Source organism: Pseudoalteromonas sp. S2893, assembly GCF_005887105.1.
GTDB lineage: Bacteria > Pseudomonadota > Gammaproteobacteria > Enterobacterales > Alteromonadaceae > Pseudoalteromonas > Pseudoalteromonas atlantica.
In genome coordinates this window covers 84,368-111,274 of sequence record NZ_PNCY01000005.1, presented here as the reverse complement: position 1 = coordinate 111,274, position 26,907 = coordinate 84,368, and the positions used below count along the sequence as shown (strand labels likewise).

General features: G+C 41.1%; 27 protein-coding genes. 17 read left to right on the top strand and 10 right to left on the bottom strand.

Annotated features, from left to right (window positions below; all coding sequences use genetic code 11):
- The first annotated feature begins 15 nt into the window (after nucleotides 1-15).
- The 3 genes from argS (at nucleotide 16) to CWC04_RS01870 (ending at nucleotide 3,584) form a co-directional block, all read left to right on the top strand.
- The gene (argS, locus tag CWC04_RS01880) at nucleotides 16-1,758 is read left to right on the top strand and encodes an arginine--tRNA ligase (protein ID WP_138684467.1); all 1,743 of its coding nucleotides are present in this window, start codon (nucleotides 16-18) and stop codon (nucleotides 1,756-1,758) included.
- 407 nt (nucleotides 1,759-2,165) lie between these two features.
- Entirely contained in the window at nucleotides 2,166-2,804 is a 639-nt protein-coding gene (gene pdxH / locus CWC04_RS01875) for a pyridoxamine 5'-phosphate oxidase (protein ID WP_004586156.1), read from the top strand.
- A 12-nt stretch (nucleotides 2,805-2,816) separates the two neighbouring features.
- Nucleotides 2,817-3,584 (top strand): TatD family hydrolase, encoded by a 768-nt coding sequence (locus CWC04_RS01870; RefSeq protein ID WP_138684466.1) that lies wholly within the window; start codon nucleotides 2,817-2,819, stop codon nucleotides 3,582-3,584.
- Here CWC04_RS01870 and CWC04_RS01865 read toward each other — a convergent pair.
- Complete coding sequence (locus CWC04_RS01865) at nucleotides 3,551-4,171, bottom strand: AhpA/YtjB family protein (protein WP_004586158.1); 621 nt, start codon at nucleotides 4,169-4,171, stop codon at nucleotides 3,551-3,553. The two genes, CWC04_RS01870 and CWC04_RS01865, sit on opposite strands and share 34 nt — an antisense overlap.
- A gap of 151 nt (nucleotides 4,172-4,322) precedes the next feature.
- Here CWC04_RS01865 and serB point away from each other — a divergent pair, with 151 nt between their 5' ends.
- A complete protein-coding gene (serB, locus tag CWC04_RS01860; RefSeq protein ID WP_004586159.1) occupies nucleotides 4,323-5,339 on the top strand; it encodes a phosphoserine phosphatase SerB in 1,017 nt (338 codons plus the stop codon).
- 189 nt (nucleotides 5,340-5,528) lie between these two features.
- Here serB and CWC04_RS01855 read toward each other — a convergent pair whose 3' ends face one another.
- Nucleotides 5,529-8,006 carry a PilZ domain-containing protein gene (locus tag CWC04_RS01855; protein ID WP_138684465.1) on the bottom strand — a complete coding sequence of 826 codons (2,478 nt, stop codon included), beginning with the start codon at nucleotides 8,004-8,006 and terminating at the stop codon, nucleotides 5,529-5,531.
- Between the two features lie 359 nt (nucleotides 8,007-8,365).
- Here CWC04_RS01855 and radA point away from each other — a divergent pair, with 359 nt between their 5' ends.
- The 3 genes from radA (at nucleotide 8,366) to CWC04_RS01840 (ending at nucleotide 11,803) form a co-directional block, all read left to right on the top strand.
- A complete protein-coding gene (gene radA / locus CWC04_RS01850) occupies nucleotides 8,366-9,751 on the top strand; it encodes a DNA repair protein RadA (RefSeq protein WP_004586161.1) in 1,386 nt (461 codons plus the stop codon).
- Between the two features lie 75 nt (nucleotides 9,752-9,826).
- A complete protein-coding gene (locus CWC04_RS01845; RefSeq protein WP_029774278.1) occupies nucleotides 9,827-10,759 on the top strand; it encodes an aq_1923 C-terminal domain in 933 nt (310 codons plus the stop codon).
- 192 nt (nucleotides 10,760-10,951) lie between these two features.
- Nucleotides 10,952-11,803 carry a tetratricopeptide repeat protein gene (locus CWC04_RS01840; RefSeq protein ID WP_126007984.1) on the top strand — a complete coding sequence of 284 codons (852 nt, stop codon included), beginning with the start codon at nucleotides 10,952-10,954 and terminating at the stop codon, nucleotides 11,801-11,803.
- Between the two features lie 119 nt (nucleotides 11,804-11,922).
- Here CWC04_RS01840 and serA read toward each other — a convergent pair whose 3' ends face one another.
- The 5 genes from serA to metK all read right to left on the bottom strand — a co-directional run bounded on the left by serA (nucleotide 11,923) and on the right by metK (nucleotide 16,471).
- A complete protein-coding gene (gene serA / locus CWC04_RS01835; protein WP_004586164.1) occupies nucleotides 11,923-13,152 on the bottom strand; it encodes a phosphoglycerate dehydrogenase in 1,230 nt (409 codons plus the stop codon).
- A gap of 9 nt (nucleotides 13,153-13,161) precedes the next feature.
- Entirely contained in the window at nucleotides 13,162-13,815 is a 654-nt protein-coding gene (rpiA, locus tag CWC04_RS01830) for a ribose-5-phosphate isomerase RpiA (protein WP_004586165.1), read from the bottom strand.
- Nucleotides 13,816-13,852: 37 nt separating this feature from the next.
- Complete coding sequence (locus CWC04_RS01825) at nucleotides 13,853-14,449, bottom strand: 5-formyltetrahydrofolate cyclo-ligase (RefSeq protein WP_126007982.1); 597 nt, start codon at nucleotides 14,447-14,449, stop codon at nucleotides 13,853-13,855.
- 19 nt (nucleotides 14,450-14,468) lie between these two features.
- The gene (locus CWC04_RS01820; RefSeq protein ID WP_055252842.1) at nucleotides 14,469-15,011 is read right to left on the bottom strand and encodes a hypothetical protein; all 543 of its coding nucleotides are present in this window, start codon (nucleotides 15,009-15,011) and stop codon (nucleotides 14,469-14,471) included.
- Between the two features lie 308 nt (nucleotides 15,012-15,319).
- The gene (gene metK / locus CWC04_RS01815) at nucleotides 15,320-16,471 is read right to left on the bottom strand and encodes a methionine adenosyltransferase (protein ID WP_004586168.1); all 1,152 of its coding nucleotides are present in this window, start codon (nucleotides 16,469-16,471) and stop codon (nucleotides 15,320-15,322) included.
- A 304-nt stretch (nucleotides 16,472-16,775) separates the two neighbouring features.
- On the opposite strand from metK, the gene tkt reads away from it, so the two are divergent.
- From tkt to CWC04_RS01775, 8 genes are all read left to right on the top strand, one after another.
- The gene (gene tkt, locus CWC04_RS01810; RefSeq protein WP_138684464.1) at nucleotides 16,776-18,767 is read left to right on the top strand and encodes a transketolase; all 1,992 of its coding nucleotides are present in this window, start codon (nucleotides 16,776-16,778) and stop codon (nucleotides 18,765-18,767) included.
- Between the two features lie 256 nt (nucleotides 18,768-19,023).
- Nucleotides 19,024-19,338 carry a pyrimidine/purine nucleoside phosphorylase gene (gene ppnP, locus CWC04_RS01805; RefSeq protein WP_024033130.1) on the top strand — a complete coding sequence of 105 codons (315 nt, stop codon included), beginning with the start codon at nucleotides 19,024-19,026 and terminating at the stop codon, nucleotides 19,336-19,338.
- A gap of 178 nt (nucleotides 19,339-19,516) precedes the next feature.
- Nucleotides 19,517-19,873 (top strand): ribosome hibernation-promoting factor, HPF/YfiA family, encoded by a 357-nt coding sequence (gene hpf / locus CWC04_RS01800; RefSeq protein ID WP_024033129.1) that lies wholly within the window; start codon nucleotides 19,517-19,519, stop codon nucleotides 19,871-19,873.
- Between the two features lie 142 nt (nucleotides 19,874-20,015).
- The gene (locus CWC04_RS01795; RefSeq protein WP_054982730.1) at nucleotides 20,016-21,251 is read left to right on the top strand and encodes an NRAMP family divalent metal transporter; all 1,236 of its coding nucleotides are present in this window, start codon (nucleotides 20,016-20,018) and stop codon (nucleotides 21,249-21,251) included.
- Nucleotides 21,252-21,322: 71 nt separating this feature from the next.
- Entirely contained in the window at nucleotides 21,323-21,778 is a 456-nt protein-coding gene (locus CWC04_RS01790) for a GNAT family N-acetyltransferase (RefSeq protein ID WP_138684463.1), read from the top strand.
- Between the two features lie 17 nt (nucleotides 21,779-21,795).
- The gene (locus CWC04_RS01785) at nucleotides 21,796-22,212 is read left to right on the top strand and encodes a GNAT family N-acetyltransferase (RefSeq protein ID WP_138684462.1); all 417 of its coding nucleotides are present in this window, start codon (nucleotides 21,796-21,798) and stop codon (nucleotides 22,210-22,212) included.
- Nucleotides 22,213-22,268: 56 nt separating this feature from the next.
- Nucleotides 22,269-22,583: a helix-turn-helix domain-containing protein gene (locus CWC04_RS01780; protein WP_138684461.1), complete on the top strand. Its 315-nt coding sequence runs from the start codon at nucleotides 22,269-22,271 to the stop codon at nucleotides 22,581-22,583.
- A 40-nt stretch (nucleotides 22,584-22,623) separates the two neighbouring features.
- Complete coding sequence (locus CWC04_RS01775) at nucleotides 22,624-23,151, top strand: hypothetical protein (protein WP_138684460.1); 528 nt, start codon at nucleotides 22,624-22,626, stop codon at nucleotides 23,149-23,151.
- A 175-nt stretch (nucleotides 23,152-23,326) separates the two neighbouring features.
- Here CWC04_RS01775 and CWC04_RS01770 read toward each other — a convergent pair whose 3' ends face one another.
- From CWC04_RS01770 to CWC04_RS01760, 3 genes are read right to left on the bottom strand one after another with little or no spacing between them, the layout of a single operon-like run.
- Nucleotides 23,327-24,514: a vWA domain-containing protein gene (locus CWC04_RS01770; RefSeq protein ID WP_138684459.1), complete on the bottom strand. Its 1,188-nt coding sequence runs from the start codon at nucleotides 24,512-24,514 to the stop codon at nucleotides 23,327-23,329.
- A 1-nt stretch (nucleotide 24,515) separates the two neighbouring features.
- A complete protein-coding gene (locus tag CWC04_RS01765) occupies nucleotides 24,516-25,364 on the bottom strand; it encodes an AAA family ATPase (RefSeq protein ID WP_004586178.1) in 849 nt (282 codons plus the stop codon).
- Between the two features lie 52 nt (nucleotides 25,365-25,416).
- Entirely contained in the window at nucleotides 25,417-25,656 is a 240-nt protein-coding gene (locus CWC04_RS01760) for a DUF1653 domain-containing protein (protein ID WP_029774266.1), read from the bottom strand.
- Nucleotides 25,657-25,716: 60 nt separating this feature from the next.
- Here CWC04_RS01760 and CWC04_RS01755 point away from each other — a divergent pair, with 60 nt between their 5' ends.
- Nucleotides 25,717-26,196 carry a DUF2947 domain-containing protein gene (locus tag CWC04_RS01755; RefSeq protein WP_138684458.1) on the top strand — a complete coding sequence of 160 codons (480 nt, stop codon included), beginning with the start codon at nucleotides 25,717-25,719 and terminating at the stop codon, nucleotides 26,194-26,196.
- Nucleotides 26,197-26,271: 75 nt separating this feature from the next.
- Nucleotides 26,272-26,901, top strand: a complete 630-nt coding sequence (locus tag CWC04_RS01750) for a hypothetical protein (RefSeq protein ID WP_024033119.1) — start codon at nucleotides 26,272-26,274, stop codon at nucleotides 26,899-26,901.
- The last annotated feature ends 6 nt before the right edge of the window (nucleotides 26,902-26,907 follow it).

Genomic DNA, 26,907 nt, shown 5'->3' with positions numbered 1-26,907 from the left:
AAGGTAAATAATATAATGAACATTCGTACTATTTTAGTAGAAAAAGCCATTGCCGCCATGACCGCAGCAGGCCTACCAGAAGACACAAACCCAGCTGTTACACAAAGCACACGCCCACAGTTTGGTGATTACCAAATTAATGGTGCAATGGGCGCCGCTAAAAAAATGAAAAGCAACCCACGTGAGCTTGCGCAAAAAATTATTGATAACCTAGATGTAACCGACATCGCTGAAAAAACAGAAATTGCCGGCCCAGGTTTTATTAATATTCATTTAAAGCCGGAGTTTTTAGCCAACAGTGTAAAAGCAGCAAACAACGATGCAAAACTGGCTGTAAACGAGCACGCAAATCCGCAAACTGTCGTGGTAGATTACTCATCACCTAACCTTGCAAAAGAAATGCACGTAGGCCATTTACGTTCAACCATTATTGGTGATGCCATTGTACGTGCGCTTGAATTTAGAGGCGACAAAGTCATTCGTCAAAACCACATGGGCGATTGGGGCACACAGTTTGGTATGCTAATTGCGCATTTAGAAGATCAAATTAGTCAAGGCGTAGACTTAGAGTCGGTAGCGCTTGCTGATTTAGAAACGTTTTACCGCGATGCAAAAAAACGTTTTGACGATGAAGAAGGCTTTGCCGATAAAGCCCGTGACTATGTAGTTAAACTACAAGGTGGCGACGCACACTGTGAAAAGCTATGGAAGCTATTTATAGCGACCTCTGTTAAGCACTCTGAAGAAGTTTACAAACGTCTAAACGTAACGCTTAGCCAAGACGATATTATGGCTGAAAGTGCTTACAACAGTGAGCTTAACGATATTATTAGCCTATTAAAAGATAAAAACATAGCGGTAGAGTCGCAAGGCGCACAAGTGGTGTTTTTAGATGAACTTGCCAATAAAGATGGTGAGCCATCGGCGTTTATCGTGCAAAAATCTGGCGGCGGCTTTTTATATGCAACCACCGATTTAGCCGCGTGTAACTACCGCTCAAATACCTTAGGTGCTGAGCGTATTTTAATATTTGTAGATGCACGCCAAAGCCTTCACTTTAATCAAGTGGAGCTTACCGCACGTAAAGCAGGCCTTTTACGCGATGAAACCAGCTACGAGTTTTGCCCGTTTGGCACCATGATGGGCGCCGATGGTAAACCATTTAAAACCCGTACAGGTGGTACAGTAAAACTTGCTGATTTACTTGAAGAATCAATTAGTCGTGCAGCAACAAAACTTGCTGAGCGTGAGTCTGATTTATCAGATCATGATCGCAGCGAAATTGCGCGTAAAGTAGGTATTGGCGCTGTTAAATACGCTGATCTTTCTAAGCATCGTACCAGCGATTACATATTCAACTGGGACACCATGTTAAGCTTTGAAGGCGCAACAGCACCTTACTTACAATATGCTTATACTCGTGTGCGCAGTATTTTCCGTAAATCAGGTGTCGACGCCGCTACGCTAAATGCAGATGTAGCCATAGCTGAGCCACAAGAAAAAGCACTCGCGCTTAAACTGTTACAGCTTGAAGAAGTCCTTGATTTAATGATCTCTGAGGCTACTCCGCACGTACTATGTAGCTACTTATACGAGCTAGCTAGCCTATACATGACATTCTACGAAGCCTGTCCAGTACTAAAAGAAGGCGTAGAGCCAAACGTACGTGACAGCCGTTTAGTGTTATGTAATTTAGTGGCAGATACGCTAAAAACAGGATTGGATTTGCTTGGCATTGAAGTCATGGAGCAAATGTAATCACCGTCGTATTTTAACCTAATACTGCGTTATCCACCCCAACTTACCCTAATCACATACAAACCGTATGCTCATAGGGATAAGTAGGGGTGAATGCCTTGTCTTAGGCTAAACTACTTAGGTGAACCTTCTGCCTCGTGTAGTTCGCTTTAGCTGCGTTGGTAAAACTATTTATCCTAAGTCACATACAAACCGTATGCTCCTTGGCATAAATAGTTTTACCGCCTTGCTATCACTTCTACACTTGCAGATGGTAGGTTTGACCGTAGGTTGGGTTGAGTGAAACGAAACCCAACATTAACCAAGCACTAACCCAAAATATAAAATTGTTCTTATTACTGATTACTATTGATTGCCTGACCTTAACTTACCCACATACGCTTTAATAAACAGAGAAGGATTTGTTTATGAAACTCGAAGACATCCGCCGTGAATACCTGCAAGACGCGCTAAGCGAAGATAACTTGCAAGATGATCCATTCAAACAATTTGAAACGTGGCTTGAGCATGCTGTGGGCAGTAATATCCCAGACCCAACGGCCATGGTTGTGGCAACGGTTGATGAAACCGGGCAACCTTCACAGCGTATTGTATTGTTAAAACATTTAGATGATAACGGGTTTGTATTTTTTACTAATACCGGCTCACGTAAAGCGCAAGAGCTAAAAGGCAATAACAAAATATCGCTGCACTTTCCGTGGCACCATATGGAGCGCCAAGTGATTGTATACGGCGAGGCAAAACCATTACCGACAGCTGCAGTCGCTAAATATTTTTTATCGCGCCCTAAAGAAAGCCAATTAGCAGCATGGGCCTCAGCGCAAAGCAGGCCGGTCTCATCGCGCAAAGTACTTATGGAAACCTTTGCTAATATGAAGAGTAAATTTGCTAATGGTGAAATTCCATTGCCTGATTTTTGGGGCGGTTACTGCGTAGTCCCTTCTAAAATTGAGTTTTGGCAAGGTGGCGCACATCGTTTACACGACCGCTTTATATATCAGCGCCAAACCGATAATAGCTGGCAAATAACACGTTTAAACCCTTAACCGGTTTACGCTGTGAAGTTTATAGATTCCCACTGCCACCTCGATTTTACTGAGTTTGACGCAAACCGCGAAGCACTCATAAAAGAGTGTACGGCTAAAGGTGTTGAGCGCTTTGTTGTGCCAGGTATTAGCTTGGCGCAATCTCAGCAGCTAATTGAATTTAAAGCTAAATACCCACAAGTACATATTGCCGCAGGGCTTCACCCTTACTTTTTAGATGAGCATAAAGATGCTCACTTAGCGCAGTTATTCGATTTTGCAAAAGCCAATAAAAAGCAGCTGGTGGCAATAGGGGAGTGCGGGCTTGATAGAAGTATTGATGACCTTGAAAAACAAACCAACCTATTTGAACAACACATTACCCTTGCTAATGAGCTCAAGCTGCCGCTTATTGTGCATCACAGACAAAGCCATGATTTAATTGCGCATGCGTTTAAGCGCTGCAAGCCAAAATATGGCGGCGTGATACATGCATACTCAGGCTCCATGCAACAAGCACAGTATTATATTAAACAGGGCTTTAAATTAGGTGTAGGTGGCGTTATTACTTATGAACGAGCAGCAAAAACCCGTGATGTAATTGCTCAAATAGAACCGCAGCATTTAGTGCTTGAGACGGACGCACCCTCCATGCCATTAAGTGGCCATCAGGGAGAAATTAACACCCCTGCGCATATTCCTGCTGTATTTGAAGTTTTATGCAGCTTAAAGCCAAATAGTAATAAAGCCGAACTTGCTCAGCAGCTTTACGATTCTTGCTCTGAGGTTTTTTGCATATAGCGATTTACCTGCCAACGTTTTAGGCCTCGCCCTAGCTGCCATGTAAAAATACAGGCTATTACTAGCATTAATAAAACTTGCCTGCCTAAATCATGAAAGTGATTGTGGCTGTCAGATATTGCCGCGCGGGTTAAATAAGTAATAGATACAAAGCCTAAAGGCTTATCTATGTCGCTTACAACAGGCTCAACAAACGGGGTTTTTAGTTTACTAATCCCTGGGGTGGACTCTGGCAATTGGCCAAATATATGGTGCGATTGCCAGTGATCGCTGCTGGCTATAAGTACGCCTTGCTGATCGTAAATTGTGGCTGAAAGTACAAACTCGTCTTTGCTTATATCATTACACAAAGCTCTAAGCTGTGGCTTATTTTTAGCAAGCAATGGCTCTTTAGCATTAAGTGCCATAAATGAGGTTAAGCTTTTGGCAGTATTATCGGCACTATTATAAAGTAGTTGGTGGCTTTCAAAGCTACTGTTAACACCTACAAAACTCAGTAATACAAAACAGCCCGCAGCCAATAACAAGCGAACGATTCGCTTTCTTTGTGATGCAGACAAAGGGCTTTTTATATGGTTATTTTTCATAGTCACCGTATATGCTACTGACAGCATTTTGATTTGATGTTACAACTACGCTAACTATAACCTTAAATCTACCCCGATGGCGAATTTAGCGTTATGAATACCCTAATTGATACGCCAAATTAGAAAAATAAATAACAAACACGGAGAACCCATGTCGCAAATGAACATGGCACAGCCAGCTGCTGAGCAAGCATTACATTCTTTAACGCTAAACACATGGTTTGATTACAAAGAAGGGAGTTTTACTCCTGCTCAAACAATACCAGATAAAACCGTTGGGTTATTTAGTATTGCGTTTGCGGGCGATTTCGAACTAAAGCATGTAACGAGCATTATCGACTTTTTAAAAACGCACGCGCTTAAAGTAACCGCTGTATGTCAATATCAGCCCGACTTAGGGTTAGCCCCAGCTTTGTGTTTTTATAGCCCAGAGGCAGAGCAAAAAATTAACCCGCTTGCGCTAAGAGAGTTTGCAAACACGCTTGATTTTCAGCTAGTGCAAGTTACAACGCCACCTAACCTATATGAGCCAGGGCTGCTGGTTATGGATATGGACTCTACCGCCATCACCATAGAGTGTATTGATGAAATTGCACGTTTAGCAGATGTATATGACGATGTGGCTTCGGTGACCGCGCTTGCAATGGCGGGCAAACTAGATTTTAGCGAAAGTTTAAATCAGCGTGTAGCAAAGTTAGCCGGCATAGAGCAAAGTTTAATTGAAGACTTAAAAAACACCTTACCATTAATGCCAGGTATTAAAGCGTTATGCCAAATATTAAAGCAGCATAATTGGTATCTTGCTATAGCATCAGGCGGGTTTGTACCCTTTGCCGAGCGTGTGCAGCAGCTGATTAATTTAGATGAAGTACATGCTAATGTGCTTGAATTTGCAAACGATAAACTCACAGGAAAAGTCTCTGGTGCCATTGTTGATGCGCAGCAAAAAGCGGTTGTTTTAGAAACACTGCAGCAAAAGCTGGGCTTAGCAAATACGCAAACGGTAGCCATTGGCGATGGTGCAAATGATTTGCTCATGATGGAAAAAGCAGGATTAGGCGTTGCCGTACATGGTAAACCAAAAGTGGTGGAGCAAGCTCAAGCGGCTATATGTCAGGGCTCGTTACTGCAATTGCTGTATATGCTGGCTATTCCCTTAAATAAGTAACCTGAGAATAACTACCAAAATAAGTTATACCAATCGGGTTAGGTTGTTACACATTTATAGCGATAGATAAATAGCGTGATAACAAGGCATAAATTTCGACATGTAGTTGTTCTACATGAGAAATTTATAATGCCGCTAACGTTTTATTTAGCACGCTATAAACTTTTAAGTCGATTGGTATTAAGCCGCTTAGCGCAAGCGGTTTAACCACAGCAGCTTTCTGCGGCCCATTTGAGCGACCTGCTTTTGATCTAACTCTAAATGACTAAGCGCTTCGTCGGTTATATCTACAATATCACCCACCCCAGATACTGCCCACAGCGCTTCTTCTATGTCTTTTGCTTTGTGCATTGCATATTGGCTTACATATTTAAGTTCGTTTGATAGGTAGTCTGTATCTGGGCGGCCCGTTCGCGATAAGTACAAGCGCATAACAAATACCAGCTCAGACTTAACGCCTGCGCTAATTTGCTCACTAAAGCTTGAATAGTTTTCGCCTAGTACGCATTGGCTCGTCACAGCCTTTTCAATGTTATCTTGTTTAGGGTCAAAATTAATTGCGAGTGTAAACGGTAAAGGCGGGTCTTGTCGGCTACGATCTTTAATGCTTGGGGTGATCACATCAATAATTTGTTGCTGCGTTAAAATATGGCTTAGGTCAGTTTTATTATTTAATAAGCCAAAATTTTGTAAAATCACGTGAATTGGGCTGGCATATAAACCAAAACCTATGGCTCCTGGAATAAAGTGGCTTGCTTCTTTATGTAAATAAAGCGGGAATTGGCACACACTTTTGGTCACCATATTTCTCAGTGCGGTAGAAAGGCCTTCTATTTTAGGGGCTTCTTCAGACACTTTTAATTTATCTTTATTACTTTGAATTAATTGGGTAAAAAAGTTAACCCCTGCATGTGGTAAGTCAGCAACTCTGTTGGCTTTTAAATTAATGGTCGTTAACGACTTACTAATTGCCATCACTTCGTATTTAAGCTCACTTAAATTATGCTTTTTAGTTATTTTTTGTAAATCGGGGAAAGACAGTAAAACAATATCGCCTTTTTTAAAGCTAACCGGCGAGGCTGACTCTAATTGCAAGCCCATAACCGAAAAATCCCGAGTATGAGCCTGATACTGCTTATCCTCAAACGTAAGCTCGGCAGGTGTTTTATATAAGTAACGTTTGTGAGAGCGTAAATTTACATACTCTAGTGGCACAATATCTAAATAAGGAGGCTTATTATGCTTAGCGTGGCCAAAATGTTTAAGCTGGTTAACTAACGCCTTATCGTAGGGCTGCTTCTTATAATGCGCTTGTTCTTCACTGTTGCCAATGGCGGTTAAAACCGCAATGTATTTTACATCTTTTATAAGGCCAGCCACTCTTGGAGAAGGTGGCTTATTTAGCTTTTCTATGTTTTTACCCGCCGAATTAGGCAACGATAATGGAATAAACGAATCATCAGGGTGGCTTGGCATAACTTGTAACTTAAAGCATTGCCAGCTGTCTTTTTGGCTACCAAACCCTAAAAACAGGTTTCTTAATTTAGGGTTGTTATTAAGCTCTGTACGCGTGGCTGAGTAGTAATAAATTTTTCCTGCAGAAACATGAGTAAACGTATATAAGTAATCTTCTTTTACTGCGTTTACTTGGGTAAGCATTTGGCTAATACGTTGATTATTTAAAATGCTATATAAGCAGGGCACTTTTCGTTCATCAGTAAAATAGCGCTGAATAAAAATATTATTTTCAGTGGTTAGGCTTAAACTAGGAACAATTTGTTCGCCTTTTTTACTTAAAAATACGTATAAAGAGGTAACGCGCGGAATATAATATTGCTCATAACCCTTTGAAACAACAGCATCTAGGGTGTTATCTAGGTTCACTTTATAGCGGCGTTTATTACCGTTTATAAAGCTATCTAAAAAATTATCGAATGCTTCATTTTTTTCTATAAAAGTACGCTTTAAACGAATGTGGTTATATTCACGAGATATGTTTTCTACTGCAACTACTTCATATTGAATGCCATTTTTAAGGCCTAGCTCAAAATCTTGCTCAAGCCCTACTAGCCGCATGGCAATTAGCTGCCCTTTTTTTATAATTTGGCGGGTAGGAAGTTTAATTTTACAACCACTCAAAGAGATATCTGAGGTACTCGCGGCAATGTTTTTATTATCGTTGTACTCAATTTTAACTTTAATCGAGTAGTTCATTCGCTCCTCAGAGCGGCTTTCATAAGAGGCAAATTTTATTACGCTGGTAGTCAGAGTGTCGTTTTCAACTTGTGTATCACTTTGCTCTTGTGCTTGTTTTTGTAATACGCGATGGTTGTTTTCGGTATTCATTACCGCTTCGTATACCGCTAAAGTATAGCCGCCGTGTTGTTTTAAGGCTGCCTCAAATACTTCTATGGCGGTGTCATCCATAAAGTGTTGTTTACCATTGTGCTCATACGGGCGAACTTGGCCTGTTACTAAGCCTCGCAGGTCAACAAAACGGGCAACTGGCTGAGATAGGCGCGACATTTCCATTTTCATTAAAAACTGCTCAGGCTTTGTTAAACCTGCCGTTTTAGATTTGAAAATTAGGTCGAACTTTGTGTTACCTAAATAGGTTTTTAGCTCATTTACGAGGTCTTCGTGTTTGAGCAGTATGTCTTCAGCCATTTATAAATCGTCACCGTCTAATTGAAAAGTAGGTATACTGTAAAGTCCATTTATTTGAAAAATTCAATAAACGTAACATCGTGCTATGTTATTAATATAGGTACGATTTTTCGTGTAAGTACAGTTTAACTCTTGTTATTATGTGTTAAATGCCAATTTGTTGGCAAGTTACTTTAAAGTATTTAAAAGCAATAAGTATGCCCTAACTTAAAGTAAAAGAGAAAATTACATGTGTTTGTTTCTAATATAGATCCTTGATTGGCTTTAGCAATGTAGCGCTGCTATGTCGTTCTCCCCATGATAAAATAAACAACTAAATGTATGCATTTTAAATTAAAGAATAGTAGGTAAGGTTATAAATGGCTAAAGCGGCAAAAGTAGAATTTGTTTGTACAGAGTGTGGTATGAACTATCAACGTTGGCAAGGTCAGTGTCGCTGTGGTGCGTGGAACACGTTGGCAGAATTTAAACCCTCTGCAGGGCAAAGTAAAAAAGCCGCTGCGCGAGCAACCGTTGGTGGTTATGCAGGTGGCATTGGTGGCGGCTCTAAAAAAATTGATGATGTAGCCACCACCGAGGCCGAAAAGCAGCTAACAGAAATAGGCGAGCTTGACCGTGTATTAAGCGGCGGCGTAACCACGGGCTCGGTTAATATTATATCGGGCGACCCAGGGGCAGGTAAAACAACGCTATTATCTGATTTAGTAGCCAGAATGTCGCAGCGTATGCCATCACTTTACTGTACTGCTGAGGAGTCGTTGTCGCAGTTTAAAAACCGTGTAAACCGCTTAAAGCTTAACTATAACGCCGATGAGCTTTATTTACTTTCTGAAACTAGCGTAGAAACCATTATTGAAGAGCTTGATAAAAATAAAATTAAGTTTGCTGTTATCGACTCTATTCAAGCTGTTGTAACCGACACTGCAAATGGCAGCCCTGGTTCGCCTTCGCAAGTAAAAAGTGCCGCGCAAGCGCTTACTCAGTATTGTAAGCAAAACGATGTCACTATGTTTATTATTGCCCATGTAAATAAAAACAACGAAATTGCAGGGCCGCAAACATTAGTGCATATAGTGGATGCCTTATTGCACATTGACACGAATGATGGACAGGTACGTACGCTTAGAGCTAACAAAAACCGTTTTGGTGATATTGATACCGTAGGCATTTTTAAAATGTGCGAACGCGGCATGCTGAGTGTTGATAACCCCAGCGAGATTTTTTTATCGGGATCAAGTACTGAATCACCAGGCTCTACTATTACGTGTATCCGAAAAGGTAACCGTAATTTATTGCTCGAAATTCAATGTTTAACCACCGAAACCGAAGCCGAATTTCCGCAGCGTGTGTGCGTGGGTTTAAACATGAACCGAATAAAAATGCTCACTGGTATTTTACGCAAACACACCAAAACTAAAATATTTCACGATACGTTTTTTAATATTGTGGGCGGCTTACGAATCGATGAAACCGAAACCTGTATTGATTTAGCGTTAGTAACCGCGCTTTTAAGCAGCTTAAACGAGTTTGTTGTACCGCGTACAACCTGCATCATGGGTGAGCTTAGTTTAAACGGCGATGTTCGCCCAATCGACAGCGGTGTACCACGGGTTAAAGAAGCGGCTCAGCATGGGTTTACTGAAATATTTATTCCGTTTCGTAATTACCATAAATCGATGGAAGGACTAGGAGCTAAAATTACGCCAGTAAAAACCGTGCACGAGTTACTGAGTTTAATTAATTAACGCTTACAGCGGCTGCTGTGCAATGTTACTCTTGAGCAAACACAATTTATATACAGATCAGAATAAGGAAATAGCATGAAAAAACTCGTAATAGCCATAGCCATTGTTGCAGCTGGCGTAGGCGGTGTTAGCTACGCAAACTATGTAGCAACTCAAGAAGTACGTACCGAAGTAGACAAGCAGCTTGCTTTAGTGAGCGATCAAACCGGTGCAACATTTAAATACGCGGGTTTATCGGCAAGTGTTATTTCTCAAAGTGTTGAAATTACTAACATGGAAGTAATTAGCCCTGAAGGTGATAACGTAGCGCATATTCAAAGTATTGAAGTAACCGGTTATGAAACCGATAAAATATCGCCACATACATCGTTTACAGTAAAAAGCTTTCAGTTCGATAAAGACTTTGTAGCAAAACTACCTGCTGATACAAACGAAATGCTTGCCTCTGCAAGTTACGACTTAAGCTCATCACTCGATTACGATGAACAATCTGGCGACAGTGACGTAGTTTTAAAACTAGATGCAAAAGATATTGCTAGTTTTAATATGGATGTAGGCCTTGCCAATTCTAAAGCATTAATGGACGCATCCCTTGCGATAAGCAAAGCACAGCAAGAAGCAGGTGACACGCCACTTACGTACGAGCAAGAGTTACAACAGCAAACCTTAGTTATGCAAGCTATGAGTAAGCTTGAGCCACGAAATATTAATTTAGTACTTAATAACCAAGGCAAATTAAAAGAGCTATTTGTGAGCGAGCTTGAAAAACAAGGTATGACGCTTGAGCAAATGCAAATGACGCTACAGCAACAGTTACAGCAAGCTCCCGTAACTGAAGAAATTGCACAGGCGCTAACTGATTTTGCCAAAGGTTTAAACTCATTAAGCATATCGGCAAAATTGCCTGAAGGTAAAACCATGATGGAAGTAAACCAGCAAATAATGATGTTAGCTGGCCAGCCAGAAGAGCTAGTTAAATTTGTCAATTTAGAAGTTAAAGGCGAGTAAAGTCGTTTTAGCTTTGTAGTTGCCTATATGGTTGGCTGCAAACAATGAAGTTGTTAGAGCGTGGGTATATCTCACGCTTTTTTGTGCAATATAATAATCTGTTTTTAAATGCTTTTTCATTGGTTGAACTGCTTGTTTTTTAGTCTCTGTTTGGCTAGTGTATTAATTATACATACGGAAATGGACCTAATTATGCGCTTATTTTTAATTCTTACCCAAGTAATAACCTTATCACTTTCGCCTACCTTATCAGCAAAAACTAATTTTGAGCACAATATCAAGGTGGAGTCATGCTCTTCAGAAAAATGTAAGGAAGAGTTTAAAAAACTAAAGCGATACTCACGTCAACAGATCCCACTTGCTCAAGAGATGTTGGGCACTTTTTATTATAATGGTTATGGTGTAGAGCAAGATTTAAAAAAAGCAAGAAGGTACTTTTATGAAGCCGCTCGTTGGGGGCTGCCTAATAGCCAGTTTAAACTTGGCATAATGATGATTGAAGGCCAAGGTGGTGAAGTTAATAGAAGCCTTGGCTTTACAAACTTACGACACGCCGCTAAAAAGTTACCAAAAGCAAATTATTATATTGCAGCATATATGCTAACTAATAACCCGACAAAAGATGATGCTTTAGAAGCAAAAGAAAAGCTAGAACTGGCAGCAAATAAGGGCTATGTGAGGGCAAATTTTTTACTAGCTAAAGTGTATGAATCAGCAATTTTAGGTCAATCCAATAAAGAAAAAGCAATTAAGCATTATAAAAAGGCGGCTATAAAAGACCCAAGGGCAAAACTAAAGCTTGCCTCTTTAGGCATTGATTTACCAAGAGAGCCTGAAAATAAAGATATTGAGCGTATAACCGTTGTCAGAGAAAAGCAAACAATGGGTAATTTTATCACTAATATAAAAAATATGCCTAGTATGCGAACCGCCGTATCGAGTCGTATTAAAGGAGGTAAATGCGAGGATAGCATCAGCTGTGAAAGTATAAGTGGTTATGAAAACTTGAAACTGTTTAAGCAAGGCGCTACTCAAGGTTTATAATGGGCACCTAGGTAAATGCGTTGAAATGAGAGCCTAAAGTTAAGTTAGCTTTAAAATAAAAAAACACCGTATTTATTTTAAACACGGTGTTTATTTAATTATTTTTTACACTTCATCTTTTAGTGAAGAATACGCGCTCTAATTGTACCTTCTACTGCGCTTAGCTCTTTAAGTGCAACTTCTGACTGATCGGTATCTACGTCAATAACTACATAACCAATTGATTCATCAGTTTGTAAGTACTGCGCGGCAATGTTAATACCGTGCTGGGCAAACGCTTGGTTAATTTGTGTAAGTACGCCAGGGCGGTTGTGGTGTACGTGCAATAAGCGGCTACGGTTAGCAAGCTCTGGAAGCGAAACCTCAGGGAAGTTAACCGCTGTAATAGTTGAACCATTATCTGAGTATTTAGCTAATTTACCGGCTACTTCAATACCAATGTTTTCTTGCGCTTCTTGGGTTGAACCACCAATGTGCGGCGTTAAAATAACGTTGTCGAATTCACGCAGTGGCGATACAAATTCTTCTTCGTTAGATTTTGGCTCAACAGGGAATACATCAATAGCTGCGCCGCTTAGCTTTTTCTCGCTAAGTGCTTCAGCAAGTGCATCAATATCCACTACAGTACCGCGTGAAGCGTTAATTAGTATTGAGCCTTGTTTCATTACGGCAAGTTCTGCTGTGCCAATTAGGTTTTTAGTTTGCGGTGTTTCTGGTACGTGTAAACTAATAATATCAGCGCGCTGTAAAAGCTGTGTTAGGTTATGAATTTGTGTTGCATTACCTAAAGATAGCTTATCTTCAATGTCGTAATACTCTACGTTCATACCTATGTTTTCAGCCATAATACCAAGCTGGGTACCAATGTGGCCGTAACCAATAATCCCGAGCGTTTTACCGCGCGCTTCAAACGAGCCGGTTGCTGTTTTTAACCAGCCGCCACGGTGCGCTGCTGCATTACGCTCTGGAATACCACGTAATAGTAATAGTATTTCGCCAAGTACAAGTTCAGCCACTGAACGAGTGTTTGAAAACGGTGCATTAAATACTGCAATACCGCGCTCGCGAGCTGAGTTTAAGTCAACTTGGTTAGTACCAATACAAAAACAACCAATGGCTACTAGCTTTTCAGCTGAGTCTAAAACTGCTTGGTTAATATGAGTACGAGAACGAAGCCCTACAAAGTGCACATCTTTAATACGCTCTTTAAGTTCGTCCTCAGGTAGCGATGTTTTTACGTAGTCGATGTTGCTGTAACCATTACGTTTAAGCGTTTCTACTGCGCTTTGGTGAACACCTTCAAGCAAGAGAATTTTAATTTTGTCTTTTGCTAACGATACCTTACTCATAACCTCATCCTATTTAATTTGTGGCCCATTTTTAGTGCCGATAATCACTTTATCAGCGCCGCGCATCGCAAATAGGCCGTTGGTAACTACGCCAACAATTGAATTAATTTGTGTTTCAAGTTGTTTGGCATTACTAATACTTAAATTGTGTACATCTAAAATAACGTTACCGTTATCGGTTACTACGCCTTGGCGGTACACAGGGTCGCCACCAAGTTTTAATAATTCACGCGCTACGTAGCTGCGTGCCATGGGTATAACTTCTACCGGAAGTGGGAAGTCACCCAATGTATCTACTAATTTTGTGTCATCAACAATACAAACAAATTGTTTTGCAACGGCTGCGACTATTTTTTCGCGGGTAAGTGCTGCGCCGCCGCCTTTGATCATTTCGTTTTGGGCATTAATTTCATCTGCGCCGTCTACGTATACATCAAGAGCATCTACATCGTTTAGCTCAAACACTTCAATACCTAACGCGTGTAAACGCGCTGTTGAAGCCTCAGAGCTAGATACCGCACCCGTTATGGTGTCTTTTACTGTGCCTAGGGCATCAATAAAATGATTTACGGTAGAGCCTGTCCCCACACCAACAATGGTGTTTTCTTTTACAAACTCGAGTGCAGCCCACGCAGCTGCTTTTTTTAATTCGTCTTGCGTCATTGTTATGCTCATATTTCAAATGTGTAGTGGGTGTTTATTACCAGTGATAAATTTTATCGGGAGTAATAATGGTTTTAAGTGGAACATCCCACGATTCAATTGGCAGTGCATCTACTTTTTGGCAGCTATGTGCTAAGCCTATAAGTTGCGGTTTTTGCCAATTGTAAGCGTGTAATTGCGCCAGTGTTTTATCGTAAAATCCACCCCCCATTCCTAATCGATTACCTTGATTATCAAATGCTACAAGTGGCATCAGTAAGTAATCTAAATCAGTTAATGGGCATATTTGAGAGCAGTTCAGCTTAGGCTCCAAGATACCATAGCGATTTGCTCTCATGGGTGAGTTTTTTTCATAGCGTTGAAACAGCAAAGTAGCCCCATTAAATGGGTGTATAACGGGTAAGTAAAGGGTGTGGCCTTGTTGCCATAACTCATTAATTAACAATGAGGTATCTAATTCTCCATCGTTACTAAAGTAAATGGCTATTTGTTTTTTTGAGGCTGTTTTATCGCTATTTAGCTGTTGAGTAAAATTCAACTTTAACTGTACCGCGGCTTTTTCTTGCTGTTTTTTTGATAGATTATTGCGTAATTGGCGAATAGATTGGCGTATGTGTGTACGTTTATTGCTCATTGTAATTACGCACCTTTGATTAAATAGACACTAAATCAGGAAAAGCTAAGTAAACAGCAAGCACAATAAGTAGTAAAACGGCGGTGGCAATCAGTGAATATAACAAAATATTGCTACGCGTTTTAACAGGTTCATCGAGCTGCTCGTCAAGCATAAGATCATCTTCTTGCCACTCATCGCTTTCGTCTGTAGGGCTTTTTAGCTCATTGGTTGGAAGCCTTTGTTCTAGCTCTTCTAGTTTTTCTTCTAGGCGGATCAGGCTGCTCGTTATGTAATCAAGGGCATCAAAAATCCGTTCATCGCGCTGACTAGCTGCGCTAGGGCTTTGAGTGGGCAACTCACCTGTGGCTTGTAACTTACTTTTAATGCCTAGGCTTGCTAGTAATTTGGCCTGCTTTAGGGCTTTGTCTTTATTGCTAGGTGCAAAGAGTGCTTTGCCATTAAAAAACTGAGTTACTTTATCTTCAGACGTTTTTAGCTTACTTGCTAAATTTACGCAGGCCGTTTTAGCCTCAGTGCCCTCGGCGAGTCCTACAAACATAACGCGAAAATTATTGGCCATTTACTTATCCCTTAAGCTTTTATTATGCAAAGAGTATATACCTAAAACCGTACGAAATTCGAGGGCTAGCTAATACCAATTTAATTCAAAACACGATTAGTTTAGCGTATTAAATAGCGCACTGACTGCGTTAAAATTATTTATATAAAATAACTGTACGCCGTAAATTCCTTTGTTATTGCACTATTTACAGGGTGCTATGATAAATAACTAAATTAATGCAATTGATATAAAGCGCATAATTAGCCTTTGCTTTAGATATAAAAACGGCCCTTAAAAGGGCCGTTTATTATTTAATGCATTTTGGCTTAAAGGCCAGCAGCTGCGCGAAGTGCGTCTGCTTTATCTGTACGTTCCCATGGGAATTCGTCACGACCAAAGTGACCGTATGCCGCTGTTGGTTGGTAAATTGGGCGCTCTAAATCAAGCATTTGAATTAAGCCGTAAGGGCGTAGGTCAAAGTGCTCACGAATAAGCTCAATTAAACGACCTTCTTCAAGCTTGCTTGTACCAAAGGTTTCAACGCTGATAGAGGTAGGCTCTGCTACACCAATTGCGTAAGATACTTGTAGCTCACACTTATCAGCAAGGCCTGCAGCCACTACATTTTTAGCTACGTAACGTGCAGCGTATGCAGCTGAGCGGTCAACTTTTGATGGATCTTTACCTGAGAAAGCACCACCACCGTGACGTGCCATACCACCGTATGTATCTACGATGATTTTACGGCCCGTTAAACCACAGTCGCCCATAGGTCCGCCAATTACAAAACGACCCGTTGGGTTAATGAAAAATTTAGTCGCGCTAGTAATAAGCTCGGCAGGAAGTACCGGCTTAATGATGGTTTCCATCACGGCTTCTACTAAGTCATTTTGCGAAATTTCTTCAGCGTGCTGAGTAGAAAGCACAACTGCATCAATACCTACAGGCTTGCCGTTTTCGTATGCAAAAGTTACTTGAGATTTTGCATCTGGGCGTAACCAGTTAAGCTCGCCGCTTTTACGTACTTGCGCTTGGCGCTGTACTAAACGGTGTGAGTAAGTAATTGGCGCAGGCATTAGTACTTCTGTTTCGTTACATGCATAACCAAACATTAAGCCTTGGTCGCCAGCACCTTGTTCTTCTGGGCTAGTACGGTCAACACCTTGGTTAATATCAGGAGACTGCTTACCAATTGTGTTTAAAATTGCACACGAGTCTGCATCGAAACCCATGTCTGAATGCGTGTAGCCAATTTCACGTACTGTTTTACGTGTAATTTCTTCAATATCAACCCATGCGCTAGTGGTAATTTCACCACCAACCATAACCATACCGGTTTTTACGTAAGTTTCGCACGCAACACGGGCATGAGAGTCTTGCTCTAGGATAGCATCAAGTACCGCATCAGAGATTTGATCGGCGATTTTATCCGGATGACCTTCAGAAACAGATTCAGAAGTAAATAAATGTTTTGCCATTGTATTTCTGCTCACAAATATTGCGCTTCACAAACGTCGGTATTAGCGCTAAAAAATTAAGGGGCGTATTTTATCTAAAACAAAACACCTTGCATAGTGTTTTTACGCCTAGACGTCTAAATAAAATGAGTAATAACTTTTTGGTCTTAAAAAATATTCATAATAGCCCATTTTTATGGGGTTTTTAATTGCACACTGCACCCACATTAAGTAAGAATGGTTGCTATAACAGCTCTTAAGTTACTTAAGGGTATTAACGAACACATAAGTACCCGCGCAAATACACATAAAGGTAGGAGAATTCATGCCATCTCGCAAAGAACTTGCAAATGCTATTCGCGTCTTGTCAATGGACGCAGTACAAAAGGCCAAATCTGGCCACCCTGGAGCCCCAATGGGCATGGCCGACATCGCAGAAGTATTATGGCGCGATTATCTAAAGCATAATCCAACTAATCCAGAGTGGGCTGACCGTGACAGATTTATTCTTTCAAACGGCCACGGTTCAATGCTTATCTATTCTCTATTGCACCTAACTGGCTACGACTTACCACTTGATGAAATTAAAAACTTCCGTCAAATGCATTCTAAAACGCCAGGCCACCCTGAGTACGGTTATGCACCAGGAATTGAAACTACTACGGGCCCGCTAGGTCAAGGGATCACAAACGCGGTAGGTATGGCGATTGCTGAAAAAGCGCTTGCTGCACAATTTAACCGTGAAGGCCACGACATTGTTGATCACTACACGTATGCATTTATGGGTGATGGTTGTTTAATGGAAGGTATTTCTCATGAAGCATGTTCACTAGCAGGCACATTAGGCCTTGGCAAGTTAGTGGCTTTTTGGGATGACAACGGTATTTCAATCGATGGTGAAGTAGAAGGTTGGTTTAGCGACGATACACCAGCACGCTTTAAAGCGTACGGCTGGCATGTAATAAGTGACGTTGATGGCCACGACAGCGATGCTGTTAGTGCTGCAATAGCAGAGGCTCAAAGTGTTACTGACAAACCATCACTAATTTGTTGTAAAACAGTGATTGGTTACGGTTCACCTAACAAATCTGGTAGCCACGATTGTCACGGCGCGCCATTAGGTGATGACGAAATTACAGCGTCTCGCGAATTTTTAGGCTGGTCTGGCGGTGCATTTGAAATCCCTGATGATATTTACGCACAGTGGGATAACAAAGAAAAGGGTCAACAGCTTGAATCTAGCTGGGACGAAAAATTTGCAGCATACGCAAAAGCATACCCAGAGCTTGCAGCTGAATATAAGCGCCGTATTAACAACGAACTTCCAGGCGATTGGGCTGAAAAATCTCAAGCGTACATAGAGCAACTACAAGCAAACCCTGCAAATCCTGCATCTCGTAAAGCGTCGCAAAATGCATTAAATGCATTTGGCCCGTTATTACCAGAATTCATGGGTGGCTCAGCCGATTTAGCTGGCTCAAACTTAACAATTTGGGATGGCTCTAAAGGGCTAACTGCAGACGATGCAAGCGGTAACTACGTTTACTACGGTGTACGTGAGTTTGGTATGTCGGCAATTATGAATGGTATTGCCCTTCATAAAGGCTTTATTCCTTACGGTGCAACGTTCTTAATGTTTGTTGAATATGCAAAAAATGCGGTACGTATGGCTGCACTAATGAAGCAACCAAGCATTTTTGTATACACGCATGATTCAATCGGCCTAGGTGAAGACGGTCCAACTCACCAACCGGTAGAGCAAATTGCTAGCATGCGTTTAACGCCAAACTTATACAACTGGCGCCCGTGTGACCAAGTTGAGTCGGCAATTGCATGGCAACAAGCTATTGAGCGTAAAGACGGTCCTACATCACTTATCTTTACTCGCCAAGGCCTTGAGCAACAAGCGCGTGACGCTCAGCAATTAGCAGATGTTAAAAAGGGTGGTTACATCCTTAGCTGTGACGGCGAGCCAGAGCTAATTATTATTGCAACAGGTTCTGAGGTGCAACTAGCACAAGACTCTGCAGCAGAGCTACGCAGCCAAGGTAAAAAGGTACGTGTTGTATCTATGCCATGTACTGATGTATTTGAAGAGCAAAGCGCACAGTACAAAGAAAGCGTACTACCGGCAGCCGTTACACGCCGCGTAGCAGTAGAAGCAGGTATTGCTGATTACTGGTACAAGTACGTGGGCCTTAATGGCGCAGTAGTAGGTATGACTACCTTTGGTGAGTCGGCACCTGCTGGTGAGCTGTTTGAGTACTTTGGCTTTACAGTAGAGAACATTGTAAATAAAGCAAACGCGTTGTTTTAACCGTTAGCTTTAATATTTAAAAGCCCGCCCTGTGTAAAACAGGGCGGGCTTTTTTGTTTGCTGACTGAGTTATAAAGCGGTGTAGTAGCCTTAAGATACTGCATCACATTGCTTGTAATACGTAGTACTTTTTTAGCTTAAAGCCTTTGGTGTTTGAATTTCAGATGAGTAATTTTCACAGCGCTTTTCTTGCAAGGCTATGACCTATCAGGCAAGGTGGTGGCCGATTAAATAAAATAATACAACAGGAGTGAGGATGTCTCAGTTTGAAAATGTAAGCGTAATTAAAAAAGCGAACGTGTATTTTGACGGTAAAGTATCAAGCCGTACCGTGGTATTTAACGATGGCACAACCAAAACGCTAGGTTTTATGCAGCCAGGCGAATTTGTATTTGATACAAGCAAAAAAGAACTCATGGAGCTGTTAGGCGGCCAGTGGGACATTTTATTACCTGGCGAAACGCAGTGGAAAACATTTATCGCGGGCGAATCATTTAACGTTGATGCCAATGTTAGCTTTAAAGTAAAAGTGAGTGATTTTGCTGACTATTGCTGTTCGTACACAGACTAAACGCTAAAGGCTAGACGTCTGAAAGCCCATACTCTATGGGCTTTGCATAAACTTTGCACAACTTATAATTTAAATCAGTTTAAGTAACAAATTAATTTCAAAAATCAGTGCTTTTTCCTTGTGTTAATCTAAATAGCCCCCAATACTATTTATGAGGTAACAAATAAAAGGATACCCTATGAAAATTAATCTTTCTGGTCACCATGTAGACGTTACTAACTCTATTAGAGAGCATATCAACGAAAAGTTTTCAAAAATCGAGAGCCACTTTCCATCACTTATCGCACTCGACATTATATTGTCTAAAGAGCATCACAAAATCCAAGCAGAAATTAGCACAAATTACGAAGGTGCGCGTATATCGGTAAAAGGGGAAAACGAAGTTATGTACCCGGCGATTGCAAGCGCAGCTAAAAAACTCGATGCAGCACTAAAACATCGAAAAGGGCAAATAAAAGCAAATTTACACGAAAAGCCTGTAAGCACAACGCCAGAAATAGCGCACGAAATCATCCAAGAGATGGAACTAAAATAAGATTTAGTCCCAAAGTACTATAAAAAAGAGCCTTACGGCTCTTTTTTATTGCCTTTAATTTAGGTAAGTTATGCAGCCTTCGGTGTTATTAATTATTAAAATTAATAACCAGAGCGAATAATACACATAATTTGAGAAATTAATGCAGCAAACACACACCTCTTGGAAATCTCGATTGGGCGCACTAGGCCCTGGTATCTTAATGGCAACCGCAGCAATTGGCGGCTCTCACTTAGTTGCATCTACTCAAGCTGGCGCGCTATTTGGCTGGCAACTGTTTTGGCTAATTCTCGTTGTTAACGTATTAAAGTACCCGTTTTTTCGCTTTGGTATGGAATACACCTTAGCAACCAAAAACAGTTTAGTAGAAGGCTATAAAAATAAAGGCCCTGTCTATTTTTATAGTTTTATTGGCTTAAATATACTGGCCGCCATAGTTAATACCGCAGGGGTGTTATTACTGACTGCAAGCTTGCTTCATTATGCACTGCCAATAGTGATAGAAGTCACGCTACTGTGTTGGATATTGCTCGGTGTGTGTTTAGCTATTTTATTACTTGGGCACTTTAAAGCGCTCGACAGCGTTGCTAAAGGCATTATGGGACTATTAACGCTTGCTACTGTTATTGCACTGGTTATCGCGTTTAGTAACGGCCCAATGGCGCCAGCTGATTATGTTGGCCCGTCTCCGTACGAGCTGGCTATGCTGAGCTTTATGGTCGCGTTAATGGGCTGGATGCCAGCACCCATAGAAATATCAGCCCTTAGTTCGCTATGGCTTAAAGAAAAACAAACTCAGCAAACGGTTACTAAAAGCCAAGGCTTATTCGATTTTAACGTAGGCTATTGGCTAACAGCCTGTTTAGCATTGGTATTTTTTAGCTTAGGTGTGCTGGTGCAATATGGGCAAAGCAGCAGTATTGAGCTTGGCGGTGTTGCCTTTGCTAAACAGCTTATTGATATGTATGCACTGACTATTGGCGAGTGGGCAAGGCCGCTTGTATCAGCCATTGCTTTTTTATGTATGTTTGGCACTACACTCACCGTGCTTGATGGCTACGCCCGTACGCTTAACGAGTCACATAAACTACTTGGCTTTAAGCAATCTAAACACAGTTTAAATATTTGGTTAGTACTGCAGGCATTTGCCGGTATGGCAGTGATTTTATTTTTTAAATCGGCCCTTGGCCCCATGCTTACCTTTGCCATGACACTTGCTTTTGTCACTACCCCCGTTTTTGCATGGCTTAACTTTAGCCTAGTGCGCTCAGAGCCTGCCATTAAACACAGCGTACTATTGCGCAGCTTAACCTGGTTAGGCTTAGTGTACTTAGTTGGTTTTGCTGTTGCGTTTGTGGTGTGGAAATTAGCAGCCTAAAAATAGCTGTTTATTTTAGGGCTTTAATTAAAGCCCTAAAGCATTAAATTCTAGGATTAAACGAGGTATAAATGGATATTAGAATAGGTGAGCTTTCAAACCCACACGTTATAAAGTTACTACAAGCGCATCATAACGATATGCTGAAGCACTCACCTGTTGAGAGCGTACATGCACTTGATGTGAGCAAACTCACTCAGCCCGATATAATTTTTTATAGCTTATGGATTGATAATAATTTAGCGGGTGTTGGTGCTTTAAAAGCACTAAATACAACGCATGGCGAAATTAAATCAATGCGCACCTCAAGCAACTATTTACGCCAAGGCATAGCCGCTAAGTTACTCACGCATATTATTGAGCAAGCAACACTGCGAGGGTATAAAAAGTTAAGCCTAGAAACTGGAACAGAAAAGGCATTTTTACCTGCGCAAAAGCTTTACACTCAATTTGGTTTTAAAAAATGCGAACCATTTGAGAATTATCAGCTAGATCCGTACAGCTTGTTTATGAGTAAAGTGCTTTAAAGTGAGTAGGGGATATTATGGTTTATAACGTTGAACTGAAAGCTCCAGCACAGGATGAATTTGCTAATTTACGTACACAAGTAAAGTGGCAAAACCCTGACGATAAAACATTAAAAGCAAGCATCGAAAATTCATTGTTTTGGGTTACAGTGTACGACAATGATAAGTTAATAGGCACTGGCAGAGTGGTTGGTGATGGCGCAATGTATTTTTATATTCAAGATATAATTGTTGCGCCAAGCTATCAAAAACAAGGCATTGGTCATTTAGTAATGACCCACATTGAAAACTACCTAAGCAGCACCAGCTCTAATGGCGCTACAATCGCTTTATTAAGTGCTCATGGTAAAGAAAGCTTTTATACACAATATGGTTATGTAAAACGCGATGGCGATAGTTTAGGGTTTGGAATGTGTAAATTTATTAGCAAGTAATAAATATTGCTGTATGAAATCAAGATTAATAAAATCGCTTTTAGGGGGATGGCGTAATGAGAAAACGTGATTTATTTTCAGAATTAACGACAGGACTTGATGATGCCAAAGCGCATTCACAAGAAAAACTTACGTTACGTACTCATGCGGTAAATGATATTAACGATCTTGCTATCTCACCCGATGAAATAGTAAATATTCGAGAAACATTTAATATGTCGCGCGGTGTATTTGCAAACATTCTACATACATCAGCAAGAACACTCGAAAACTGGGAGCAAGTGCGTAGTGCACCGAATGGGCAAGCAATTACCTTGTTAAAGCTTGTGCAGCGACATCCTGAAACATTGAATCATATAGCTGAATTGTAGGGCTCTAGCTGCTCTTTTTCTATCATTCTAAGGGACTAAAATGGATAACACTAACTTTATAATACGTGTGCTAAAGTGGGCAACACTACAAGAAGAGTTTACTTTTCAGCAACTATGTAAAGCTGTCCAGCTAAATGAAAAAGAGCAGGAGCAGTTAAAACGGTTAATTCATGATAAATTACTTTTGTTTCACTCACACTCATCATTCTATGGTTCGGTAGCTAGACCTGGGTCGGATATTAAATTATTTGCAAGCGCAGAAGATCACTTTAGATTTTTAGAGTATGTAGAGCTTAATGAAGCTAGGGAATCAGCAAAAGATGCGAATAGGAAAGCTTTATTTGCGATATGGATAGCTATTTTATCTACGGTCGTATCGATTTTTCTATCTATACTGTCAATCAAATCGGATTTAAATATACCGGATAAGCTATATTCAACCATAAATAAAACAAATAAAAGTGTTTTGGGAGAGCTGACAGAAATTAAGAATGATAATTACGAGCTAAAGGAAAAGTTAATCTCGAATTCTGTTTGTTTAATTAATTCTGACCCTACCTATAAATAACAGGGTAAGTCGGGTTGTTTCTAGTTAATGCATCATTTTTGTCGGATGGCGTGGCTTCGCCACTTATCCGACCTACGTCAAAGGTAGGTTGGTTAAGCCAAAGGTGCCACCCAACAACGTTATAGGTTCACGCCTGAAGCTCCGCTGCTAGCGCTGAGCTGAGGTAAATTAATATCTAACTCAGCTCTTTTATCGCGCTACTTATTCCATCTAAACTCAGCGGGTACATTCTGTTATCCATCAGCTGCTTTATAAAATCAATTGACTGATAGTACGGCCAGTGTTCAACGGGCTGTGGGTTGAGCCACGCGACTTTATCAAAGTGATTTGTTATACGTTGCAACCATGCACTGCCGGGCTCTTCATTGTAGTGCTCTACCGAGCCGCCAGGGTAGGCTATTTCGTAAGGGCCCATAGTGGCATCGCCCACAAAAATTACTTTGTAGTCGCTGGTAAATTTATTAATCAGCGTCATGGTGTCAATGATGTTTGAATGGCGACGCGCATTGTCTTGCCAAACGTGCTCGTATAAGCAGTTATGAAAGTAGTAAAACTCTAAATGTTTAAACTCGCTGTGGGCGGCGCTAAATAGCTCTTCGCAGGTATGAATGTAGTCATCCATTGAGCCGCCAATATCAAACAGCATTAATACTTTAACGGCATTGTGGCGCTCGGGTGCCATTTTTACATCCAGCATGCCGCCTTGTTTGGCGGTAGCGCGAATGGTCTCGTTTAAATCAAGGGTGTCACTTGCGCCTGTGCGGGCAAATTTACGTAATTTTTTAAGGGCGAGTTTAATAGTACGAGAGCCAATTTCGCGATCAGAGTCTAAATTGCGGTATTCGCGCTTATCCCACACTTTTACCGCTTGGCGATTACGGTTACCGTCTTGCCCTATACGCACGCCTTCTGGGTTATAGCCGTATGCACCAAAAGGTGATGTACCACCAGCGCCCACCCATTTATTGCCGCCTGCGTGGCGTTTTTGTTGTTCTTCTAAACGCTCTTTTAGGGTTTTCATTAGCTCGTCGAGCCCGCCCATGGCTTTTATCTGGGCTTTTTCTTCATCGCTTAGGTGTTTTTCAAACTCTTTGCGCAACCAGTCTTTAGGTAAGTTGTGCTGTTGCTTTAAACTTTCAAGCAAATCAAGGTCGGCAATACCGCTAAAGTAGTCGCTGAACGCTTTGTCGAACCTGTCAAAATGGGTTTCGTCTTTTACCATTATGGTGCGCGCTAAATGGTAAAAGCCATCTACATCGGCAAATATAACGCCTTTTTTTAAGGCGTTTATTAAATCGAGTAGCTCGCGCAGGCTTACCGGTAAGCGGTATTTGCGCAGCTTGAAGAAAAACTGTACTAACATGTTAGCGACGACTCATAAACGCAAGTTTTTCGATGAGGCTTATGTCTTGCTCGTTTTTAAGCAGTGCGCCAAACATCGGCATTAAGCCGCCTTTTTGGGCTTTATCGTGCAGCGTTTTAGCGTCTATATCTTCGGCCATTAAAAGCTTTAACCAATCCAGTAATTCGCTGGTGGAAGGTTTCTTTTTAAGACCGTTGGCTTCACGTAAGTTAAAAAATACTTCGAGTGCTTGGCGAACTAAATCTTGTTTAACGTTAGGGTAGTGCACATCAACGATTTGCTGCATTTCTTCGCTGCTTGGAAAATCAATATAGTGAAAAAAGCAGCGGCGTAAAAAGGCATCTGGTAGTTCTTTTTCGTTGTTTGACGTGATGATCACAATAGGGCGTTCTTTCGCTACAATGCGCTCGTTAGTTTCGTAAACATGAAACTCCATTTTATCAAGCTCTAGTAGTAAGTCGTTCGGGAACTCGATGTCGGCTTTGTCTATTTCGTCGATTAAAAGCACTGGGCGTTTGCCGTTAAGTTCAGCATAGTTAAACGCTTGCCACAGCTTGCCTTTAACAATATAGTTGCCAATATTATGTACGCGCTCATCGCCTAATTGGCTGTCGCGTAGGCGCGATACCGCGTCGTATTCGTACAAGCCCTGTTGTGCTTTAGTGGTTGATTTAATGTGCCACTGAATAAGCTCGGTATCTAAGCTTTTAGCAAGCTCTTCAGCCAGCATGGTTTTACCTGTACCTGGCTCACCTTTAATTAATAAGGGCTTTTCAAGCATAATAGCGGCATTTACAGCCTGTTTAAGCGAGCTGCTAGCGATGTAGTTGTCGGTAGAATTAAATTGCACGGGTTCCCCTTGCCTGGTCTGATCAGTGTTGTATGTGATTATAATGCCATAGTTAATCTGCAGCTCCAAGGTAGGCAAAGCGTGGAATAGTGTGTCCATCTTTTTCAACGGTTTCTAAAAACATACTTAGTGGGCGTGCCCACATGCCGTACTCGCCATACAGGGCTTGGTATATAACTAGTTGCTCGTCGGTTTCACTGTGTGTTGCTACGTAAAATACTTTGTATTGTGGGCCTTTGTAGTGTTGATATATGCCTGGTTTGAGGGAAAGCGGTTTTATTGCTGTAGTCATGTTTTGATCTCTTGTATAATTGCGTTTGCTTTTTATTATGCCAAAGAATACACCAACACTATGAATTATATTTCGCTCGATGATCACAAAAAAGCCTGGGTTTTTCGTCATAAAGACCTCCCTGTATCTGAAGAAGACGCTGCGCGTATTAAGCCAATGACCTGCGAACGTGCTGCGGTGCTTTGGAGCACTATGGTGAGCCGCGAGTTCGACCACCCCGATTTTTTTGATAAAACTGATTGGTGCGGTAAAGAAGAAAGCTTTAGCGATGAAGTAAATTGGGAAGATGCGTGGGAAAATGGCGACGAAAGCTTACCGCAAGCTATTTTGGAACATTTAGATTGGCAGGCTAATACCACTGTTTATTTTTGTATGGCACGCGATAACGTTATAGAAACCACCTTTGATGTATTTAAACGTAATTGGCAAAACTTTATGTTTTTAGCTGATGGCAGTTTATTAATTGGTAAAAAGCGTAATACCGTGGTGCAATTTTTAGAAAGCGGCATTGCTAAATTAGGTGAAAAGCCAAGCGCTTAAATTGCCAAGTACGCTTAAAAAATAGCCGCTATTGTGCTATAAAACAGCTACCTAATTGTTTTTTGAGTATAACTATTGGTAGCGAAGAGTCAGCCACTTGCAGCTCAGCAGCAAGAAATATGGCAAAGTGATGCGCAAAAAGTGCTGTATGCACAATTGTGCAATGCGTTTTATCAGCGAGAGGTACAGCGCTTAGTTGCTGAGCCTAATGCCGATAAACTACGCCGCCAATTAAAAAGCTTACCGTATTATATAGAACGGGCGGCCACTTTGGTTGCCAATGGGAGTTCGCCGTTTACGCTCGACTCACAAAATGGCTCTTGGCTTGAAAAACAAAAGCCAACACCGCCAGAGGTTAACGCTCAGGCAAATGAACTTTTTTATAAAAAATATGCCCAAGTGGGGCTAATAGTGCCGGTGTTAATAAATAGCCATGACCAAGTGAGGCTAAGAATAGACAGCATAGATCAAGTAAGCGACAATAAACTGCACTGTAATGAACTAGGCTGGTTCGATTTTTTTGGCAAGGGTCTAGAGCAAGCAAATGCGCAGTTGGTAAAACCCAGTAAAATGAGTTTAACAGCGGCGTGTTGCGGGCATCAGTGGCAATTTTCAAAACGCTGCGCACCTAGGTTGCTTTCACTTAGAGAAATGTTATTAGCGGGTAATATTAATTGGCGTAATATAAAACGCCCACGAGCCTAATTTTAT